The 19,801-nt window shown below is 40.4% G+C and carries 19 protein-coding genes; 8 read left to right on the top strand and 11 right to left on the bottom strand.

From position 1 onward, the window contains the following. Nucleotides 1–2: 2 nt before the first annotated feature. Nucleotides 3–2,723, bottom strand: coding sequence for a SusC/RagA family TonB-linked outer membrane protein (locus MTP09_RS04150; RefSeq protein ID WP_243550745.1), 2,721 nt, complete (start codon nt 2,721–2,723; stop codon nt 3–5). 362 nt (nt 2,724–3,085) lie between these two features. On the opposite strand from MTP09_RS04150, the gene metG reads away from it, so the two are divergent. From metG to MTP09_RS04135, 3 genes are all read left to right on the top strand, one after another. Further along, a complete protein-coding gene (gene metG, locus MTP09_RS04145) occupies nt 3,086–5,119 on the top strand; it encodes a methionine--tRNA ligase (protein WP_243550744.1) in 2,034 nt (677 codons plus the stop codon). Nucleotides 5,120–5,201: 82 nt separating this feature from the next. Next, nucleotides 5,202–5,675 carry an Mpo1 family 2-hydroxy fatty acid dioxygenase gene (locus tag MTP09_RS04140; protein ID WP_243550743.1) on the top strand — a complete coding sequence of 158 codons (474 nt, stop codon included), beginning with the start codon at nt 5,202–5,204 and terminating at the stop codon, nt 5,673–5,675. 84 nt (nt 5,676–5,759) lie between these two features. Beyond that, the gene (locus MTP09_RS04135; RefSeq protein ID WP_243550742.1) at nt 5,760–6,158 is read left to right on the top strand and encodes a hypothetical protein; all 399 of its coding nucleotides are present in this window, start codon (nt 5,760–5,762) and stop codon (nt 6,156–6,158) included. A gap of 4 nt (nt 6,159–6,162) precedes the next feature. Here the strand turns inward: MTP09_RS04135 and MTP09_RS04130 are convergent, their stop codons facing one another. From MTP09_RS04130 to dnaA, 5 genes are all read right to left on the bottom strand, one after another. Beyond that, the gene (locus MTP09_RS04130; protein ID WP_243550741.1) at nt 6,163–6,861 is read right to left on the bottom strand and encodes an SAM-dependent methyltransferase; all 699 of its coding nucleotides are present in this window, start codon (nt 6,859–6,861) and stop codon (nt 6,163–6,165) included. 18 nt (nt 6,862–6,879) lie between these two features. Continuing rightward, the gene (locus MTP09_RS04125; protein WP_243550740.1) at nt 6,880–7,389 is read right to left on the bottom strand and encodes a GNAT family N-acetyltransferase; all 510 of its coding nucleotides are present in this window, start codon (nt 7,387–7,389) and stop codon (nt 6,880–6,882) included. Then, nucleotides 7,390–7,677 (bottom strand): type II toxin-antitoxin system TacA family antitoxin, encoded by a 288-nt coding sequence (locus tag MTP09_RS04120; RefSeq protein ID WP_243550739.1) that lies wholly within the window; start codon nt 7,675–7,677, stop codon nt 7,390–7,392. Between the two features lie 52 nt (nt 7,678–7,729). Continuing rightward, nucleotides 7,730–8,185 carry a low molecular weight protein-tyrosine-phosphatase gene (locus tag MTP09_RS04115; protein WP_243550738.1) on the bottom strand — a complete coding sequence of 152 codons (456 nt, stop codon included), beginning with the start codon at nt 8,183–8,185 and terminating at the stop codon, nt 7,730–7,732. Between the two features lie 112 nt (nt 8,186–8,297). Then, nucleotides 8,298–9,752 carry a chromosomal replication initiator protein DnaA gene (gene dnaA, locus MTP09_RS04110; RefSeq protein WP_243550737.1) on the bottom strand — a complete coding sequence of 485 codons (1,455 nt, stop codon included), beginning with the start codon at nt 9,750–9,752 and terminating at the stop codon, nt 8,298–8,300. Between the two features lie 134 nt (nt 9,753–9,886). On the opposite strand from dnaA, the gene MTP09_RS04105 reads away from it, so the two are divergent. Beyond that, nucleotides 9,887–10,297 carry an acyl-CoA thioesterase gene (locus MTP09_RS04105; protein ID WP_243550736.1) on the top strand — a complete coding sequence of 137 codons (411 nt, stop codon included), beginning with the start codon at nt 9,887–9,889 and terminating at the stop codon, nt 10,295–10,297. On the opposite strand, the gene pepE is transcribed toward MTP09_RS04105, so the two are convergent. Further along, entirely contained in the window at nt 10,298–10,990 is a 693-nt protein-coding gene (gene pepE, locus MTP09_RS04100; protein WP_243550735.1) for a dipeptidase PepE, read from the bottom strand. It abuts the gene before it with no gap. A 254-nt stretch (nt 10,991–11,244) separates the two neighbouring features. Between pepE and MTP09_RS04095 the strand changes: the two genes are divergently transcribed. Continuing rightward, nucleotides 11,245–11,691 (top strand): hypothetical protein, encoded by a 447-nt coding sequence (locus tag MTP09_RS04095; protein WP_243550734.1) that lies wholly within the window; start codon nt 11,245–11,247, stop codon nt 11,689–11,691. A gap of 88 nt (nt 11,692–11,779) precedes the next feature. On the opposite strand, the gene MTP09_RS04090 is transcribed toward MTP09_RS04095, so the two are convergent. After that, nucleotides 11,780–13,708 carry a M1 family aminopeptidase gene (locus MTP09_RS04090; protein WP_243550733.1) on the bottom strand — a complete coding sequence of 643 codons (1,929 nt, stop codon included), beginning with the start codon at nt 13,706–13,708 and terminating at the stop codon, nt 11,780–11,782. 75 nt (nt 13,709–13,783) lie between these two features. Continuing rightward, on the bottom strand, nt 13,784–15,061 hold the full coding sequence (locus MTP09_RS04085) for a replication-associated recombination protein A (RefSeq protein WP_243550732.1): 1,278 nt from the start codon (nt 15,059–15,061) through the stop codon (nt 13,784–13,786). 129 nt (nt 15,062–15,190) lie between these two features. On the opposite strand from MTP09_RS04085, the gene yidD reads away from it, so the two are divergent. Both yidD and lgt read left to right on the top strand, forming a co-directional pair. Beyond that, nucleotides 15,191–15,430, top strand: coding sequence for a membrane protein insertion efficiency factor YidD (gene yidD / locus MTP09_RS04080; RefSeq protein WP_243550731.1), 240 nt, complete (start codon nt 15,191–15,193; stop codon nt 15,428–15,430). A 259-nt stretch (nt 15,431–15,689) separates the two neighbouring features. Next, nucleotides 15,690–16,559, top strand: a complete 870-nt coding sequence (lgt, locus tag MTP09_RS04075) for a prolipoprotein diacylglyceryl transferase (RefSeq protein ID WP_243550730.1) — start codon at nt 15,690–15,692, stop codon at nt 16,557–16,559. A 97-nt stretch (nt 16,560–16,656) separates the two neighbouring features. Here the strand turns inward: lgt and MTP09_RS04070 are convergent, their stop codons facing one another. Beyond that, entirely contained in the window at nt 16,657–18,153 is a 1,497-nt protein-coding gene (locus MTP09_RS04070) for an NAD(P)H-hydrate dehydratase (RefSeq protein WP_243550729.1), read from the bottom strand. A gap of 153 nt (nt 18,154–18,306) precedes the next feature. On the opposite strand from MTP09_RS04070, the gene mscL reads away from it, so the two are divergent. Next, nucleotides 18,307–18,678 carry a large conductance mechanosensitive channel protein MscL gene (mscL, locus tag MTP09_RS04065; RefSeq protein WP_243550728.1) on the top strand — a complete coding sequence of 124 codons (372 nt, stop codon included), beginning with the start codon at nt 18,307–18,309 and terminating at the stop codon, nt 18,676–18,678. Nucleotides 18,679–18,833: 155 nt separating this feature from the next. On the opposite strand, the gene MTP09_RS04060 is transcribed toward mscL, so the two are convergent. Continuing rightward, on the bottom strand, nt 18,834–19,793 hold the full coding sequence (locus tag MTP09_RS04060; RefSeq protein ID WP_243550727.1) for a D-2-hydroxyacid dehydrogenase: 960 nt from the start codon (nt 19,791–19,793) through the stop codon (nt 18,834–18,836). Between the last annotated feature and the right edge of the window lie 8 nt (nt 19,794–19,801).

Below are 19,801 nucleotides of genomic sequence, written 5' to 3'. Positions count from 1 at the left end.
TATTAAAAATTAAAGTTTAATCCTAATGAATATACTCTCGGCATTTGGTAGTAACCGTTGTCGATTCCTCCGAAAACTTCAGGGTCAACACCTGTGTATTTAGTAACCACAAGTACGTTTTGTGCCATACCGTAAACTCTTAAGCTTGATCCTGCTGAAAGGATATCTTTAAAGTTATAACCTAAATTGATATTATCCAAACGGAAGAAAGAAGCATTTTCTACAAAGATGTCAGAGAAATACTGTGGCGCTCCAAATTTGTTGTTCACAGCTGTGTAATAAACGTTTTGCAGATACTCGTTGGTAGATGCAGACTGCAGTGAACTGTTGGAAGCAGCGTTATTATAAACATAGTTCCCGATTACAGCTCTTGCGCTCAATCCACCGTCCCAGTTTTTGTAGCTCAACTTGGTGTTGAAACCTAAGATTGCATCCGGTTGAGTAGATTTGTAGTAGTACATATCGGCAGCAGTAATTCTACCGTCACCATTTCGGTCCACATACACGCCGCTTAGCGGTTTCCCATCATTACCATAAACTTGTTGGTATACATAGAAAGCGTATGGTTGATGTCCAACCGCATGTGCCTGAACAGTGTTACCAACACCTCCGGTAATTCCTCCGATTGGGATGTTGTACGCGTCATTTGCACCGTTTACAAGGTTAGTAATATCAGATTTGTAATGAGTCGCGTTGAATGAAACCTCCCAGTTGGTATTTTCGTTTCTTACCGGAACAAAGGTGATGGAACCTTCAATACCGTTCGACTTCATATTACCTACGTTAAGAAGGTTGTGGTTGGTAACATCTCCTGCAAAAATCGGTGAATCAACCAATAGGTTCTCAACATCTTTTTGGAAAAGGTCGATGGAACCAAAAATTCTGTTCTTCGCAAAACCATAATCCAAACCTACGTTATTAGTAGTAGTTGTTTCCCAAGTTAAGTTCGGGTTGAAGATGTTTGGTCTGTACATTTGGTAGAACTGGTCTCCAAGGAAATACTGAGCCCCACCGTTACTGTAGTTGTACGATGAATAAGCAGGATAGTCTCCGGTACCGATTTCCTGGTTACCTGTTTTACCCCAACCAGCTCTCAATTTCAAAGTATTGATTCCTTTTCCTTTCAGGAAGCTTTCCTCGTTTATTTTCCAAGCAACTGAAACTCCTGGGAAGTTACCCCACAAGTTGTCGGTAGTACCGTTGTAGAATCTGGAAGAACCATCTCGTCTGATCGATGCGGAAACGATGTACTTGTTGGCAATAGTGAAAATACCTCTACCATAGAATGAAAGCAGTACGTTTCTTGTTGCAAAATCGCTTCCAGTGGTTGGATCTTGGTCACCATTCCCTTTGAATGTTGGTGCGAAAGGTTCGCTTCTGTAGAAATTCTGGTAAGCGTAACCACCTACTAAATCTACATTAACTTGAGAGAAGGTTTTGGCATAGCTCAAGAAAGTTTCCAAAAGTTTATTCTGTTTCTCCTGAGTATAAAATCTGTGTCTTCCTTTATCGGCGAAAGCAGTTTTATAAAGCCCACTTTCATCTTTGGTTCCTTTCGCTTTGCTATAATCGTAACCAGCGTTCACATTGAAATGAAGATCAGGCAAGAAATGGAATTTATAGTCCAACTGAATATTTCCCAAACCTCTCCAGATCGAAGAAATATCTCTTGTTGCGGCAATTCTTGCAAGTGGGTTTGCATTTGCGTTAACGTTCAGTTCATTATTTAGAATCCACTCGTAGTATCCTCCATATTTATTGTTTCCTGAATAAACTGGCTGAGTTGGATCAAAGTAAGTCGCCTCACCAATAATTCCACCTGGAGCGAACTGATTATCGGTAAACGTTCCTTTTGCGTTAACGGTTACAGAAAGGTGGTTGTCCCAGAATTTAGGATTCATCGTCAAACCGGCAGATGTTCTTCTGAAGGAGTTGGTTCTTACGATACCGTTCTGCTCGTTATAACCCAAAGAAACTCTGTAGGGCAATCCTTTTATACCGCCGGAGAATGCAACGTTGTTATCGGTTCCCCAAGCTGCCTGGTAAATAAGGTCTTGCCAATTGGTGTTTGCAGTTCCTAATTTCGCTTTGTAGCCATCGGAAGCATTTGCATTCACGAAATCTCTGAATTCATCAGCGCTCAACACAGGAGTATTTCCCATTTTTGTGGACACCGATGCTAAAGTTGAAAAATTCACTTTGAATCTTCCTGCAGAACCTCTTTTAGTCGTAACTAAAATAACCCCGTTCGAAGCTCTGTTACCGTAGATTGCGGTTGCAGATGCATCTTTCAAGATATCGAAGGTCTCGATGTCGTTCGGGTTGATTAGTGATAGCGGATCCGCTGCTCCGGAAATCCCTTTGAAATCCTGAGGAACCCCGTCAATTACGATCAAAGGAGCTTGCTCTCCATTCAAAGTACCGATACCTCTAATTCTGATCGCAGAACCAGAACCCGGCGCACCACTGTTCTGTGTAATCGAAACCCCGGGAGTTTTACCCTGGATTAACTGCGCAGGTGAAGTAGCACCACCGTTGAAATCTTTCGATGAGATAGAAGAAACAGAACCCGTAACATCGGTTTTCTTCTGCTTACCGTAACCAATCAATACAACCTGCTCAATATCAGCGGTCTTAATTGAGTCTTTGGTTTGTGCATGCATCATTGTTCCAGCCAGTAAAAAGGCGGGAGCAATTTTCAAAACTTTAGTATAGTTTCTCACAAAAATAAAATTTAAGGATTAATATTTAATACATAACTACTTCACTCAATGAAGTGTTGCAATTTAATCAAAAAAACAATCATTTAAAATTTTTTAATAAATTCTTATTTTTTAATGAGAATTGTCATATATTATCGGTGTTATTATTGTCAAATAGCTGTTTTTCAAGGTACTAAATTAATATTTTCTCATTTGGAGACTATAATTAATTAAGAAAAAGTTAAACAGCTGTTTAGCGTATTTTCGTCATGAAAATCGATTTTTGTGAATAATTCAAAAAAAATGTTCATATTTTGTTAATGCCTAATTTACTTTTAATTAAAATGAAGATGCGTTATCTTTGCAAAAATTTACAATAAACTATGTCAGAAAGAAAGATGATCACGGCAGCTTTGCCTTACGCAAACGGACCGGTTCATATAGGGCATTTAGCCGGAGTTTACGTTCCCGCCGATGTGTACGCGAGATTTCAGAGAAGATTGGGAAAAGAGGTGGCGTTTATCTGCGGTTCCGATGAACACGGTATTCCCATCACGATCCGCGCTAAGAAAGAGGGAGTGACTCCGCAGGATATCGTCGATAAATACCACAAAATCATCAAGAAATCTTTCAGCGATTTAGGAATTTCCTTTGACGAATATTCCAGGACCACTTCCAAGAAACATTACGAAGTAAGCCAAGATTTTTTCACTACACTATATAATAAAAGTAAGTTTACCGAAGAAGTTTCCGAGCAGTATTTCGATGAGCAAGCCAATGAATTCCTTGCCGACCGTTATATCGTTGGAACCTGCCCGAACTGCGGCAACGAAAATGCGTACGGAGACCAGTGCGAAAAATGTGGCTCCACACTTTCGCCATCCGAACTTATCAACCCCAAATCGATGCTGAGCGGAAATGTTCCTATTTTGAGGGAAACCAAAAACTGGTATCTTCCATTAAATGAATATGAGGATTTCTTAAACGAATGGATTATTGAAGGCCATAAAGACGACTGGAAACCCAATGTTTACGGACAGGTAAAATCGTGGCTGAACGACGGTCTCAAACCCAGAGCGATGACCAGAGATTTGAACTGGGGAGTTCCGGTTCCGCTTCCGGATGCAGATGGAAAAGTGCTTTACGTGTGGTTTGATGCACCGATCGGTTACATTTCCTTCACCCAGGAATGGGCGGAAAAGAATGGAAAAAAATGGAAAGATTTTTGGCAGAACGAAAACTCGGACCTCATTCATTTCATCGGGAAAGACAATATCGTTTTCCACTGCATTATTTTCCCAGCGATGATGAAGGCGCACGGAGATTACGTGATGCCGAAGAATGTTCCCGCCTTTGAATTCTTAAATTTAGAAAACGACAAAATCTCGACTTCCCGAAACTGGGCAGTTTGGGCACACGAATATGTGGAAGAATTCCCTGGACAACAGGATGTATTGAGGTACGCGTTGCTTTCATCCGCTCCCGAAACCAAGGACAACAACTTCACCTGGAAGGATTTTCAAACCAAAAACAATTCGGAGTTGGTTGGGATATTCGGTAATTTTATCAATAGAGTTGCGGTTTTAATTCATAAATATTATGACGGAATTGTTCCAGCAGGTAACGAAAATTCCGATGAGCTCGATGAAGTTTCCAAGTCTGCAAAAGAAATCGAGGACTTCCTCGAAAACTTCGAATTCCGAAACGCGTTGTCTTCATTAATGAATCTCGCACGATTCGGGAACCAGTATCTTCAAACCGAAGAACCTTGGAAAACCATCAAAGATCAGCGCGAAAAAGCAGCAAACTCACTGTTCGTCGCGGCACAGATTGCGGTGGGATTAGCGCAGGTTTGCGAACCGTTCATGCCTTTCTCTTCAGAGAAATTATTGAAGATGTTCAATGTGCAGCAAATGAGCTGGAAGGAAATCGAAAATGAGAAAATCCTTGTAAAGACAGGTCATCAAATCAATCCTGCAGAATTACTGTTTTCAAAAATAGAAGACGAAACCATCGACTTCCAGATACAGAAACTTGAAAACACCAAACAATCCAACAAGAAAACAAATCCAAACGCCAATCCAATGAAAGACGAAATCACTTTTGACGACTTTACCAAAATCGACCTCAGAACTGCAACCATCCTCGAAGCCGAGAAAGTGGAAAAAGCCGACAAGCTTTTGAAATTTAAAGTCGATACCGGCGTTGACGTGAGAACCGTAGTTTCAGGAATCGCTGAAAGCTTTACTCCTGAAGAATGTATCGGAAAGCAGGTAATGATTTTGCTGAATCTTGCTCCAAGAAAAATCCGCGGAATCGAATCTCAGGGAATGCTGCTCCTCACCACAAAACCCGACGGGAAACTCGCTTTCGTAACTCCTGACGAAAAAGTGGAAAACGGAATAGAAATAGGGTAAGAAATCAAATAAAAAGATAGACATAAAAAAGATTCAGGAATTTTCCCGAATCTTTTTTAATTTTAGCTTATAATTTGAAATTATGAGAAAAATCGATCAACTCTTCGCCGAGTACGCCGAAAGTCACCAAAATCCCACCAACAAAACCATCCACTGGATTTGTGTCCCGCTGATTTTTTGGAGCATTCTCGGGTTTATTTCCATCATTCCTTCGCCACATTTTTTTGTGATATATTTTGGGGCAATCAGCATCGTTTCAATTATTGCGATCGCTTTGGTTACGCTGTTTTACTTTAGATTGTCGTGGCGCATTGCATTAATAATGATTTTCGTAATGCTTTTAATGGAACATTTGGTTTATTTTATCAATGTAAAATTCCAGCACCAATCCTGGATCAATTTTCTGGCGGTTTTCGTTCTTTCATGGATCGGACAATTTTACGGACATAAAATCGAAGGCAGGAAACCCAGCTTCCTGAAAGATTTGCAGTTTCTATTAGTTGGGCCAATTTGGCTATTGCATTTTTTGCTGAAAAAATGGGGAATAAGATATTGATTTTGGTCAGTTAACGCGTTTAATGGAGAAATAGTTGCGAATTTAGTCCACATCAACCCTTATCTTTGCTAAAAATATTAAACAATGAAAAAACTGCTTCTGCTCCTACCCTTTCTGTTTTTGTTCCTCATACAGTGCGGAACGCGGGAAGACGAACTGAATAACGACCAATACATCGGAACCTGGAATTGGAAGGCGACAAGAAACCCGAGTGGAAATATCGTAGATAGTCCCGATTTGTCTGGAATCGCGCGCAAACTGACGATTTCTGAAAACAGCCATTATAAAATTGCCGAAAACGACGTGGTAAAGCATGAAGGAACCTACTCGATTCAAAAAGGAACGACTTCAACCGACCACACCGAAAAAACATTCATCGTATTTTCTAATTACGGCGAAAAAATAATCGTCAATATTGACGCCACAAACCTAAGTCTGAAAGACGACGATTACGCGGAACTGACGCACTATTACGAGAAATAAATTCCTATTTCCCCAAAACAAAAACTGCCGGAATCTTATGGAGTTCCGGTTTTTGTTTTTGCCATTCTTTCATGGTTAAAGTCTTGATGAATTCCTCATTCGGGTCGTTGATATTGGCGGCGATGCAGAGTTTTGTGTTAGGATTCAAAAACTTGATCAAGTCTTCCAAAAGCTGGTTGTTTCTGTATGGCGTTTCCATAAAAATCTGCGAATAACCCGTTTTCTGCACCTGACTTTCCAGAAACTGGATCTTCTGTCTTTTCTCGGATTTGTCGATTGGAAGATAACCGTGGAAGGTAAATTCCTGCCCATTAAAACCACTTGAAATCAGCGCCAAAATAATCGACGAAGGTCCATTAATGGGAATAACTTTCACTTTATTTTCGTGGCACCACTTCACCATCAGATTTCCCGGATCTGCAATACAAGGAAGTCCAGCTTCGGAAAGCAACCCAAAATCCTGTCCACTTTTCATCAGCGATTGAGCTTCCTTTAAATCTGTATTCTCAGGGTATTTGTCTAAAAGAAAAAGTTTCAGATCCGGCTGTTTCTTCTCGGGCGCAAAAAACTTGATGACCTTTCTTGCAGTTTTTTCATTTTCCACAAAAAAATAGTCGGTCTTCAAAATATACTCCTTAATAACGGGAGCAAAATAATCGATGGGCGAGTTTTCTGAAAGATAAGCGGGAATGAGGAACAACATTCGATTCTTAGGTTAAGGTTAAGGTTGAGAAAAAAGACTTTTAATCGTGTTCATCGGGAGAAACATTTTGCCGCTGTCTGAAAGTTTGATGAATCCGAATTTTTCGTAAAATTTTTCGGCATCGAGATCGATCGGATCTACGATTACAGCGAATGAACCGATCTTTTCAGAAATTTCCAAACTCCTGCGTAATGCGTCAATCAGAAGAAGCTTTCCGATATTTTGTCCCTTGAAATTCTGATCAACCGCCAATCTCCCCAGTAAAGTCGCAGGAATTTTAACGTACGACTTAGGAAACTTTTTGCTGAATTTCTCGGGGATATTTTCCAAAGGAACACTTGCATTGGAGAGCGTGTAAAAACCAGAAACCAAATGATCGGCACCCTCTGTTCTCACAAAGCAAACCGAAAGTTTCTTCTTCATATCCTGATTTGCCTGCTTCTGAAAATAATCATCAAGCATCGGTTTACCACAAGAAAAATCTTTGCGGATATGTTTTGAGTTTAATATTTCGGTGAAAAAATCCAATTAGGAAACCGCTTTTTTGTAATCTTCTAATGCCTTAGAAAGATTTTTGTTAGGTTTTGGACTGTCAAAAATCGCCTCAAAAAACAACTCATTATCTTTTTCAGAAGCGAGAATTCTTTCATTCTCTTCAAAAATTTTATCCGCCTTTTCCTGGATCGCGGTAATGACAAAATCCGAGAAATTCCTGAACCCACCTAAAACAGAAGCTTTTTCAAAAGCATCCTTTTGCTCCTGAGAAAGACGGGTGTCGAATCTTGCCTGTTTCGTATTTAAAGTTTTTGTCTGCATTTCAATCTTTTGTTCAAATGTACGTATAATTTCCGTACAAACAAAATACCAATTATTGCGCTTGCAATTTCTTCGCGATCACCGAACTTGCTTTTTCCAATACCTGATAAACTTTCTCAAAGCCGTCCATATCGCTCCAATACGGATCGAAGACATCGGTGTTGTTTCCTGTTTCGCCTGCTTCTTCTAAGAAAAGTGAGATTTTTTTGCGTTGCTCCTCGTCTTTCGCCATTGAAATCACGTCTTCGTAAACGCTTAAATCCATGCAGTAGATTTTGTCGAAATCTTCCAAATCTTGTTTGGTAATGGGTCGCGATCTTTGTTTTGAAATATCGATTCCGTGGTTTTTCGCGGTGGCAATTCCCCTTTTGTCGGGATGTTCTCCTTCGTGCTGGGAAATCGTTCCCGCCGAATCGATGTGAAAAATTTCGGGAAGTTTCGACTTCATAATTCCTTCCGCGAGCGGACTTCTACAAATATTGCCGAGGCAAACCATCAATAACTTCATAGGTAATAGGTGATGAGTGATAAGTGATTTTAAAAAAAATGAAGAATATTGCTACTCTTCATTTATTATTATATATTTTTTCTTCGGACTTCCGACTGCGGACTTCCGACTTTTACTGTTTGATTTTCTCCGTGAGTTCCTTCACATATTTTTTCAGTTCCTTGTCGATTTTGGAAACATCCTTGATCGTATCACAAGCGTACATTACGGTTGAGTGGTCTTTTCCGCCCATTTCTTCACCGATTTTGGTAAAGGTTGCGTTGGTAAATTCTTTTGCAAAATACATCGCCAACTGTCGTGGCAAAGCGATTTCCCTTTTTCTGGTTTTCGATAAAAGCTGCTCGCGTTGGATTCCGAAATACTCGCAAACCACATCCTGGATGTAAGGAATGTTGATGACCTTTTTCTGGTTCGCAGCAATTTTGTTGATGGTCTCCTTCAAAAGTTCCAAACTAAGATCTGACTTATAAATTGTCGAATAAGCGATCACCGAGTTAATTACTCCGATCAGTTCGCGCACATTGGTTTTCACTTCCGATGCTAGGAAATCGAGCATATCTTCGGTGAGTACAATTCCGTCGCGGCTGAGTTTATCAACGATGATTTTTCTTCTGGTATCAAAATCCGGCGACTTGATTTCCGCGGAAAGTCCCCATTTGAACCGGGAAACAATCCTTTCCTGAATATCGAGAATATCAACCGGTGCTTTATCTGAAGTAAGGATGATCTGCTTTCCGTTTTGGTGCAGGTAATCGAAAATATGGAAGAAGCTGTCCTGAGTTGATTTTTTTCCGGAAAGGAACTGGATATCGTCGATAATCAGCACATCCACCATTTGGTAGAAATTGGCAAACTCTGTCTGTTTATGCGCTTTTGCAGCGGAAACGAATTGTTGGATAAATTTCTCCGAAGATAAATATAAAACCACTTTATCCGGAAATGCGTTTTTCACTTCCAAACCAATGGCGTGACCAAGGTGCGTTTTTCCAACACCATAACCTCCGTACAGAAACAGTGGGTTAAATGCAGTTGCTCCAGGTCTTTTCGCGATCGACTTTGCAACCGTAGAAGCAAACTTGTTGCTCTCTCCTTCCACATAATTGTCAAACGAAAAATCTGCTTTCAGGTTGGAATCGATTTTTACCTTCTGCATTCCGGGAACCACGAACGGGTTGATCAGATTCGCAGCCATCGAAGGCGGCAAAGCTTCCTGAATTTTCGGAGTTGCAATGCTCTTCCCTTTTTGGTTCACCGTGATTGGCGAATCCTGTCCCGACGGTTTGTTTTCCATCACAGAATACCAAAGTTTCACGCCTTTTCCGATATTTTTCTTTAACGCAGCCGATAGCAAAGACAGGTAATTGTCTTCGATATACTCCTTATAAAAATCACTTGGAACCAAAAGCGTAAGATTGTTGCTCACCAGTGAAACCGGTTGCACGTTATCAAAAAGCAGATCAAATGAATTCTCAAGTTTTTTCAGGTCGGTATTGTCTTCAGCTGCATTCAGGTTATCCCTCATAAACTGTAAGCATCTTCCCCATATAAGCGTTAAATTTTCGTCCATTTTTCTACCAGCAATTTTTCCTTTGGTTTGTTTTTAAGAGAGAACACAAATATCGAATTTTATATTATGAAAAAAAAATCGTTGTGCTATTGATTATTAAAAAATATATTTGTATGACCGATTTATTACTTAAAATGATACATACAACCCACTCAATAAGAGTACGTTACGGGGAAACCGACCCTATGAAATATGTCTATTACGGCAACTACGCCGAATACTTTGAGGTGGCAAGAGTCGAACTTTTCCGCGAGCTCGGAATGCCGTATGACGAAATTGAAAACCAGGGAATTTGGCTTCCCGTTTCCGAGTACAGCATCAAGTACTTAAAGCCGGCTTTTTATGACCAAGTTTTGGAAATCCATACTTACATCAAAAAAATTCCGGGCGTGAAAATTGAGTTTGAGTACGAAATCTACAACGACGCCAAACAAAAAATCACGGAAGCTAAAACTACGCTTTTTTTTCTGGATTCGCAAACCCATAAAATCGTGCGCTGCCCAGAATTTTTAATGAAATTAATCGAAAAAAACTGGGCTCCATAATCATAATTCCGAACCTGGTGGAATTTCGTATGGCTCCTTCCCTTTCTCGAAAATCCTCGTGAACTCCGAACCTTCAACGGTAATTCTGTTGTCAATTTTTCGGATCCAGTTCCCTTCGCGAAGTCCAACTACTTTGGTATCATTCTGAGTCAAAAACTCTCTAATTCTTGTTTCCCGGGTTTCGCCGTTGTGTTTCAGATCGGGATTTGGATCCAGATAATGCGGATTGAGGTTGAACGGAACCAATCCCATACAGTCAAAACTCGGTGGATAGACGATCGGCATATCGTTCGTGGTTTTCATATTTAGTCCGCCAATATTGGAACCGGCGCTTGTTCCGAGATAAGGTTTTCCGCTTTCCACATTTTGTTTAATGACCGTCATCAAACCTTCTTCGTGGAGCGTCTTTACCAACAGAAAAGTATTTCCGCCGCCGGTAAAAAAACCTTTCGCTTCGTTTACTGCCCTAACTTTATCCTCAAACTCGTGAAGTCCTTTTACACGGATATTTAATTTAGCAAAAAATTTCCGAGCATTTTCCGTGTACGCATCGTGTGAAATTCCGCATGGTCTAGCAAAAGGTACGAACACAATGTCGTCAATTCCCGCAAAAAGTTTTACAATTTCATCGGTTAAATATTCCAGATAGTTGCCGCCAAAAAGCGTGGAAGTTGAAGCCAGGACAATATTCATTATTATTAAAGATTTTAAGGAAAAGGCAAATTTAAGGATTGTAAATTATTCTTTTGCGACCTTTCCTGACAATAAGATACTTTCCTTTAAACATTCTCGTCACATTGATGAAATTTTGTAAAATCAATCATTATTTATTTAATAAAAATAAAGCTGATTTTTATCAATTTTCTGTTAATTTTTTATTTTTTAACATTTTACAAATAAAATAGACGTATCTTTGCATTGAAAATAATACCATTAAAAAATACGATATGAATTACACCGTTGTCGGATTATTCCCAAGTCAAGATCAAGCGAAAGATGTTTCGGCAAGTTTAGAAGAATTCGGGTTCGAAGACCAGGATTATATCATCTACCGAACCGACCGTGAAAACGCTCCTGAAGTGAAAAGAAACTTTTGGAAACGGCTTTTCGGGCAGGAAACCCTTTACACAGAAAAAATCGAGCAGGACAAACTGATTACCAGTGTCGTCGTGCAAAATGAAGAGGAACTCGACCAAGTGAAGAAATCCTTCGAGCGAAACGATGTGGTGAAAATCTACGAATTCCAGGATATGACTCTGGAAGAAGCGAAAGACCTGAACTACATCAAGAAAATCGTGGAACTCCGTGCAAAATCCCACATCTACGCAATGCCTGAAATCGCGGTTTCCAGCGGAGCGATTAGCGAAGGGATCAACGCCGAGGTAAAAGCGTAAGCTAAAGCAGATATCATTTCATTCAATTTATTTTGTTGCAGAGAACTGTTGCATATGCGCAGTTCTCTGTTGTTTTTGTAAATTCCAATTATTCTTTAATAAACTTAAAAGAGCGCCCGTTGATTTTGATGAGATAGGTTCCTTTGGAAAGAATATTCACCGCGATTCCTTTCGGTGGATGATAATTTCCGGTAATTACCAACTTTCCATCCAAGGAAAAAATTTCATACTTCGAAACTTTCTGAATTCCATTAAAAAAGATTTCATTTTGCACCGGATTAGGATACAATGCTATTCTCTGATTTTCACTTGAAATTACCGACAGCGAGGGATCAAAAACGACTGCAGAATTCTTCTCGATAATTTGCCGTTCATCATTAAAAGTGACACTTGCGACTTGAAAATTTACGGGCTGCGAAAACTGCTGATTGTTGTAACTATGATCCAAAACCAAATTCGCAATTTCGCCATTGGTTCCGACAACTTTCACCGGTAACGGAAGCTCAAAAAAATCTACCGACGAATCACTTTGGATCTGGGAAACCGAAAAAGCCACATTCGGATTTCCTGGAATCTGGTTCCACTTTATGGTGTAAGTCGGATAACCTTGCCCATAAATCCAATCATTAAAGAAACCTGTAAAATCTTTTCCGGTAGAAACCAAAATCTGGTTCTTGAAGTCTTCCGTTTTTGCGTAACCATAAACAAATGAAGGATTTGCAGTGTAATCCCTAAGAAGTTGGTAAAACACATCATCGCCCAAAATCCATTTCATCATTCTCAAGACATAGCCACCTTTCCGATAACTGAGTCGTCCGCTGAACACGACCGGAACATTTCCCAAATTGGAATCGCTCACATAAATGCTCCCATTTGGCAAACTTGTAATATCGTTCAGCTGAGCTTGCAGATAATTCATAAACTCTGGCTGACTCATCAAATTTTTCTCGAAAATCAGATGTTCGCCAAAGGTTGCAAATCCCTCATTTAGCCAGATATCGTTCCAGCTTCCACATGTAATTTTGTCGCCAAACCATTGGTGAGCCAATTCGTGCGCGATCGTACCTTTTCCGAAATCGCCCATTGAAGACATCGTCTGATGCTCCATCGCCGCTCCGTTTACGTTAAACTCCATGTGTCCATACTTTTCATTTGAAAAAGGATAGGGTCCGAAATGGTTTTCAAAAATATTCATTGCGGTCTTCGTCCACTCAAGATTGGCGAGAATTGCGCTGCTCGTAGCTGTTTCATTATAGATATAGTTTACAAACGGAAAATTGGATGCTCCCATTACATCATTCATCTTCGTAAATTTTCCGATCGAAACCGCCGCAAGATAAGCCGCCATTGGATATTGAGTTCGCCAGAAAGTCATTTTCTGATTATTGGGAAGCGGCGTTTCCGACATCAGTTTTCCGTTTGCAGCCACATCAAACTGATCGGGTGTGGTAATTTTGAAATCAAAGCGGTCGATCTTGTCGTTCATACTTTGCTTGGTTGGAAACCAGTTTTGCGCACCATAAGGTTCTGAAAGCGTTGCCAGAGTCGGATTCCCGTACTTGCTGCCGACATAGAAAGAAGTTCGTCCAGAATTGTCAGGAACTCCCGAATAATGAATCGTCAATGAATCCAGCGAATTAGTAGCAATTGTCGTAGGAAAATCAATTTTTAGTTCCTTGGTCGAAATCTGCTGAAAATTTAAAATTTGTCCGTGATAAGTAACTTGAGAAACGGGAATCGTATTGGTAAAATCAAAGTAAATATTCGAAAGATTTTCCTTTGCCAAAAAATGCGAAGTCACAGAACCTGCAACCCACAAAATATTGGGATCAAGCTGCAGATCCAACCTTTGGTATTTGATATCGTAATTTAAGGTATTGGGATTGATGTTGAAATCGACCATTTTGTGGTAACGCGCGATTTCCTGATCGACAACACTTTTATTTTCGAAAAAACTTTGTGCCGAAACATTCACAAAAAGCGCCAAAAACATAGGGAGAAAATAAAAATTCTTCATCTCGAATAATTTGACTTAAAGATAAAAAAACATCTGGAAATCAACGAAATAATTCTCAAATGTTTTTCGGGGAGATCAATACTTGTCTTTCCATTTCTTTTTAAGCTCTTCCGCGATCTTATTCTCAGTGGAATTATTTCCGGGTTCATAAAACTTTGTCCCCCGGATTTCTTCGGGCAGAAATTCAAGATCTACAAAATTTCCTTCGTGCGAATGTGCATAGCCGTAATTTTTACCGTAATCCAAATCTTTCATCAGTTTGGTAGGCGCATTTCGCAAATGAAGCGGAACCGGGAGATTTCCTGTCTTCTTTACAAAAGCCATCGCTTCATTGATCGCCACATAAGTTGAATTGGATTTTGGGGAAACCGCCAGATAAACCGCGGTCTCACTCAGAATAATTCTCGCCTCAGGATTTCCGATGACGTTGATTGCCTGAAAACAGTTATTCGCGACCACCAATGCATTCGGATTTGCCAAACCGATATCTTCCGCCGCAAGAATCACCATTCTTCTTGCAATAAATTTGATATCTTCACCGCCCACCAACATTCTCGCCAACCAATACACCGCACCGTTCGGATCGGAACCGCGCATCGATTTGATGAATGCCGAAATAATATCGTAGTGTTGTTCACCATTCTTATCGTAAAGCGCCATGGTTTCCTGCAAAACCGACATCACGTCTTCATTGGTAATTTCCTTCTTTCTGGAATTCTTAAATTGATTCAGAACCAACTCCACCGAATTGATCAGCTTTCTCGCGTCGCCACCAGAATACTGAATGAACGCTTCTTTGTCTTTTACTGTAAATGAAGTGTTTTCTTCTTCGTTAAATTTGTTCAAAGAGATTTCCGCAAGTTCTTCGAGTTTTTCAAAACTCAAGGATTTCAGAACATACACCTGACTTCGCGATAAAAGCGCGGAAACAACTTCAAAACTTGGGTTTTCTGTCGTCGCACCAATCAGAACAATCCATCCTTTCTCGACAGCGTGAAGCAGGGAATCCTGCTGCGATTTGTTGAAGCGGTGAATTTCATCAATAAAAAGAATGGGCGACTTCCCGGAGAAAAGGTTTTGTTTTTTGGCTTCGTCGATCACGTCACGAACATCCTTCACACCAGAAGAAACCGCAGAAAGTTTATAAAATTTCCTGCCCGATTTTTCGGAGATAATTTCTGCCAAAGTGGTTTTTCCAGTTCCTGGCGGTCCCCAAAAGATGAGCGAATTCAGCGAATCGTTTTCCAGCATTTTTCGGATGGTGCCGTTTTTTCCGGTTAAATGTTCCTGCCCCAAAACTTCATCCAAAGTTTTCGGTCTCAGTTTTTCGGCTAAAGGGATATTGTGATTCAAATCTTTTTGGCGCAAATCGCGATCGATGCAATTGGTTCAATTCAAAGTTCAAAGTTAAAGAAATTTTGAATCTTGAATCTTGAATTTTGAATCTTAAATTTCGAATTAATAGTTTATTTTTGCATTGTTTTGAAAATCACTTTTAACAAGGTCATCACGTTTCCGCTCGTAGTTTTAATTAAGATTTATCAATGGTTCATTTCGCCGTTGATGCCAAAAAATTGCCGATACGAACCGACCTGTTCTCATTATATGATGGAAGCACTCCAGATTCACGGGATTTTCAAGGGATTTTATCTCGGTGTAAAAAGGATTTTGCGCTGTCATCCGTGGGGAGGAGAAGGTTATGATCCGGTACCGAGGAAGTGAGTTGGAGCGTGGGTAAGTTGGAGTGTGGATGAGTTGGTGAGTGATAAGTGATAAGTGATGGGTGATAAGTGATATTGTTTGGAAACTGAGATTTGTAGGTGAAAACGAAACATGAAACTTGAAATGCGAAGCATTCACGAACTCATCTAAGAAAATAAATAAGATTGTGAGTAAACTTGAAACCTGAAACTTGAAACCTGGGACTTCAAACCTCAAACCTTAAACGTCAAACCTCAAATTTTAAATATTTTTTCTGAATATGTTGACATTTTTATATACCACCTGGAATCCTGAAACGGGAATTCATTTGGGGCCGATTACGCTCCACTACTACAGTTTGATGTTTATCCTCGCTTTTGGATTGGGATATATTCTGATGACCAAAATCTTCAAAATCGACAACGTTCACCAAAAATATCTGGAGCCGCTTTTCACATGGACTTTGGTCGGGACGATTTTCGGAGCGAGAATGGGACATGTTATTTTTTACCAGCCGGAACTTTTTAAGCAAGATTTCTGGTCGGTCTTTCTTCCGATCCGAACGAAACCTCATTTTGAATTCACAGGATTTTCGGGATTGGCGAGTCATGGTGCGACGATTGCATTGATTTTTACCACACTTTATTATTCCTATAAAATCATCAAAAAAAATCCGTTCTGGGTTTATGACCGTTTGGGAATCGTAGTTGCTTTAGGTGGAGCTTTCGTGAGAATCGGGAACTTTTTCAATTCCGAAATCATCGGGAAACCAGCACCGGAAAACTCACCATTTGCAGTATTGTTTCCACAGCAGAGTTCGGAATACGGGGCGATTGTCCCGCGTTATCCGACCCAACTTTTCGAGGCGGGAGGATATTTTCTGCTCTTCGTTTTGCTTTGGATTCTATACCGATACACCAACAAAAAATATCAACAGGGTTGGCTTTTCGGATTGTTTTTCATTATTCTTTGGGCGATCCGTTTCTTCGTAGAATTCCTGAAAGAGCCGCAAGGAGACGAGTTCATCAATTTTGCAGGTTTGAATACGGGTCAGGTTCTGTCGATTCCGTTTATGATTGCGGGATTCGTCATTATGTTTACCGCGAAAAACAGGACGATTACTGAGGAAGAGAATGCAAAACCTGAGTGACATGTAAATTGTTGCAATGGTTACAGTTGTTGCAATGGTTGCAGTTGTTGCAATGGCTACAGTTGTTGCAATGGTTGCAGTTGTTAGTAAAAAATTTCTATTTTAATTGTTTAAAGACAGTTCCGATTTCAGCAATGAGATCTGAAAGCAGCATCGACTCTTTCGAGTATTTTTTTGCAGCTAAATCGCCGGCTTTTCCATGGAGCCACACTGCGAGAATTGCAGCCTTTTTTGGAGCATAATTCTGTGCGAGAAGCGACACCAATATTCCTGTCAAAACATCTCCGCTTCCACCTTTCGCCATTCCTGAATTTCCGGTGATATTGTAGAAAACTTTATTTTCGGGAGTGATGATTTGCGTGTGATGATCCTTTAAAACAATGTAGATTCCTAATTCTCGGGCGTTTTTCTTTGCGGTTTCCAGGCGTTCAAATGAGTTTTCTGAAACCCCGAAAAGCCGCTCAAATTCCTTTGGATGTGGCGTAATGACTGAGTTTTTCGGAATCATTTTTAGATTTTCTGGAGCTTTGGAAATAATGTTCAAAGCATCCGCATCTAAAACCAAAGGTTCGTCGTAATTTTTCAGGAATTGTAATAATGCAGCCACCGTTCCATCTTCAGTTCCCAAACCTGGACCGATCGCGACGACAGAATCTTTTTCCGTTTCAATGTTGGAAATTATTTTTTCTCCACCACTGATGAACATTGCTTCAGGACAGGTCGATTGCAGAATTTCGTAACCGCAGTTGGGCGCACAAACGAAAGTCAGTCCGCTTCCTGTTCGCAATGCAGATTTCGTCGCCAAAACGGCGGCTCCGATTTTACCGAAACTTCCTGCAACAAGCGTAGCTTTACCATAAGTTCCTTTGTGCGAAAAATCATTTCTCGGTTGGTAGATTTTTCGGATCATTTCATCATTAATGATAAAATCATTGGTTGGTTCAGCATCGACAAAAGTTTTACTCAAACCAATATCGAGGACAGAAACATTGCCACAAAAAAAACCAGTTTCGGGATGAAGGAATGACTTTTTCCAGCACTGAAAACTCAACGTTTCATCCGCTTTGAAAATCACCGAATCTTCATCTGGGAGCTTATCGGCAAAAAGTCCGGACGGAATATCGATCGAAATTTTTCGGTAAGGAAGCTGATTGAGAATCTGAATCAGTTTCGCAGGTTTCCCCTCCAGTTTTCGGTTAAGTCCAGAACCAAAAAGCGCATCGATAATCACCGAGTTCTTCTCAAACGAAAAATTCGCCGATTCATTAAAATCAAAAATATCGATTCCCGAAATTCCTTTTACTTTTTCAAAATTAATCGCTGCATCGGGAGAAAAATTTGCGTTTGTCTGATCGATGAACACATTCACGTCAAACCCTTTTTGGTAGAGCATTCTCGCCACGGCAAATCCATCACCGCCATTGTTTCCATTACCACAAAAAATCTGGAAAGTTTCATTATTTTTAAAACGCTTCAGAAGCCATTCGCAGCAACTTTCCGCAGCTCGCTCCATTAAATTGAGTGAAGAAACCGGCTCGTTTTCGATGGTGAACTTATCGCAATTCCTGATCTGTTCTGCATTGAAAATTTTCATAATCAATCGATATTTTCCTTCATTAAAATTACAGAAAATCTAGGTGACTACAAAAGAATACCGCATTTTACATTCAAAGAATCAGGAATTTATAAACAACTTTCATTTTTAAATTAATTCACTACTTTTGCATCAACGTTAAAAATATAAACTATGGGATTTGTAAAAGAATTTAAGGAATTTGCATTTAAAGGAAATGTATTGGATTTGGCAGTCGGTGTGATCATCGGTGCTGCTTTCGGTAAGATTGTTTCTTCCTTGGTTGAAGACGTAATCACTCCACTTCTGCTGAATCCAGCTTTGAAAGCTGCAGGTGCTGAAAATATCGCGAAACTTTCGTGGAACGGGGTTACTTATGGAAACTTCCTTTCCGCGGTAATCAGTTTCCTGTGTATCGCTTTTGTTTTGTTCCTTATCATTAAGGCAGCCAACAAAATGAAAAAACCTGCAGAAGAAGCTCCAGCTGGACCTACAGAAGATCAAAAATTATTGACTGAGATCAGAGATTTGTTGAAAAACAAATAATCTGGACTCCAAAAAAACAACCGCCTAGAAATCTGGGGCGGTTTTTTTATGCTTAGTTTTCGTATTCTCAAAATAAACCTAAATTTGATTACCCCGTCCCTAAAGGGAGCAAATTTAGTTTTATTTTTCGAAGAAATTTTAACAGGTTTTTATGCTTAGTGAATCTGAAGTATCGAACAGATCTGTTCGGCAAGCGAAATCCCGATTCTGTCCTGCGCTTCAATTGTTGACGCTCCTGTGTGAGGAGTAAGCGAAATTTTCGGGTGGCTCAAAATTTCTTTTGACGGAGTCGGTTCGTTGGTGAAAACATCGAGTCCTGCGAAAGCAACTTTGCCAGAATCGAGTGCAGCGATCAGTGCTTCCTCATCGATTACGCCGCCTCTGGAACAGTTGATGATGGCGACACCGTCCTTCATCATCGCAAATTCCTTCTCGCCGATCATCGCGCCGTTGTTTTGTGCAGGAACGTGGAGCGTGATGAAGTCTGCGTGTTTCAAAACGCCTTCGAGCGGTTCGGTTTCGATATCTACATTGATGAACTGGTTGTTGTAAAACTTCACCTTGATGCTTGCTCTCCCGATATTGTTGTCGGCGGCGATCACGCGCATTCCCAAACCGAGTGCGATTTTGGCAACTTCCTGCCCGATTCTTCCCATCCCGATAATCCCGATGGTTTTACCGCGGAGCTCGATTCCTTTTTCGTACTGCTTTTTCAGTTTTGCGAAATCGGTATTTCCCAAAACAGTCATCTGCCGGTTGGATTCCTGAAGAAATCTCGCCCCCGAAAACAGGTGCGCGAAAACCAATTCCGCCACAGAAGCCGAAGAAGCTGCAGGTGTATTGATCACGTGGATGTTTTTGGAGCGTGCGTAATCGACATCGATATTGTCCATTCCTACTCCACCTCTTCCGATGATTTCCAAAGAGGGACAAGCGTCGATCAGATCGCGCTGAACCTGCGTCGCACTTCTTACCAAAAGCGTTTTAATCTGGTGGTCGTTGATAAAATCCGCAAGGAAATCCTGTGGAACTTTTTTGGTGATGACTTCGAAACCTTTTTCGGTCAGTGCATCGATTCCCGATTGGTCGAGTCCGTCGTTTGCTAATATTTTCATTTTGAATT

The organism is Chryseobacterium suipulveris (assembly GCF_022811685.1).
Taxonomy (GTDB): Bacteria; Bacteroidota; Bacteroidia; order Flavobacteriales; family Weeksellaceae; genus Kaistella; species Kaistella suipulveris.
The sequence above is the reverse complement of the archived record's forward strand: the minus strand, read 5'-3'. Positions and strand labels throughout refer to the sequence as shown.

Coding starts and splice junctions, on each gene's coding strand:
- metG (WP_243550744.1), top strand. CDS start 3,086: ATGTCAGAAAGAAAGATGATCACGGCAGCTTTGCCTTACGCAAACGGA.
- MTP09_RS04140 (WP_243550743.1), top strand. CDS start 5,202: ATGAGAAAAATCGATCAACTCTTCGCCGAGTACGCCGAAAGTCACCAA.
- MTP09_RS04135 (WP_243550742.1), top strand. CDS start 5,760: ATGAAAAAACTGCTTCTGCTCCTACCCTTTCTGTTTTTGTTCCTCATA.
- MTP09_RS04130 (WP_243550741.1), bottom strand. CDS start 6,861: ATGTTGTTCCTCATTCCCGCTTATCTTTCAGAAAACTCGCCCATCGAT.
- MTP09_RS04120 (WP_243550739.1), bottom strand. CDS start 7,677: ATGCAGACAAAAACTTTAAATACGAAACAGGCAAGATTCGACACCCGT.
- MTP09_RS04115 (WP_243550738.1), bottom strand. CDS start 8,185: ATGAAGTTATTGATGGTTTGCCTCGGCAATATTTGTAGAAGTCCGCTC.
- dnaA (WP_243550737.1), bottom strand. CDS start 9,752: ATGGACGAAAATTTAACGCTTATATGGGGAAGATGCTTACAGTTTATG.
- MTP09_RS04105 (WP_243550736.1), top strand. CDS start 9,887: ATGATACATACAACCCACTCAATAAGAGTACGTTACGGGGAAACCGAC.
- pepE (WP_243550735.1), bottom strand. CDS start 10,990: ATGAATATTGTCCTGGCTTCAACTTCCACGCTTTTTGGCGGCAACTAT.
- MTP09_RS04095 (WP_243550734.1), top strand. CDS start 11,245: ATGAATTACACCGTTGTCGGATTATTCCCAAGTCAAGATCAAGCGAAA.
- MTP09_RS04090 (WP_243550733.1), bottom strand. CDS start 13,708: ATGAAGAATTTTTATTTTCTCCCTATGTTTTTGGCGCTTTTTGTGAAT.
- lgt (WP_243550730.1), top strand. CDS start 15,690: ATGTTGACATTTTTATATACCACCTGGAATCCTGAAACGGGAATTCAT.
- MTP09_RS04070 (WP_243550729.1), bottom strand. CDS start 18,153: ATGAAAATTTTCAATGCAGAACAGATCAGGAATTGCGATAAGTTCACC.
- mscL (WP_243550728.1), top strand. CDS start 18,307: ATGGGATTTGTAAAAGAATTTAAGGAATTTGCATTTAAAGGAAATGTA.
- MTP09_RS04060 (WP_243550727.1), bottom strand. CDS start 19,793: ATGAAAATATTAGCAAACGACGGACTCGACCAATCGGGAATCGATGCA.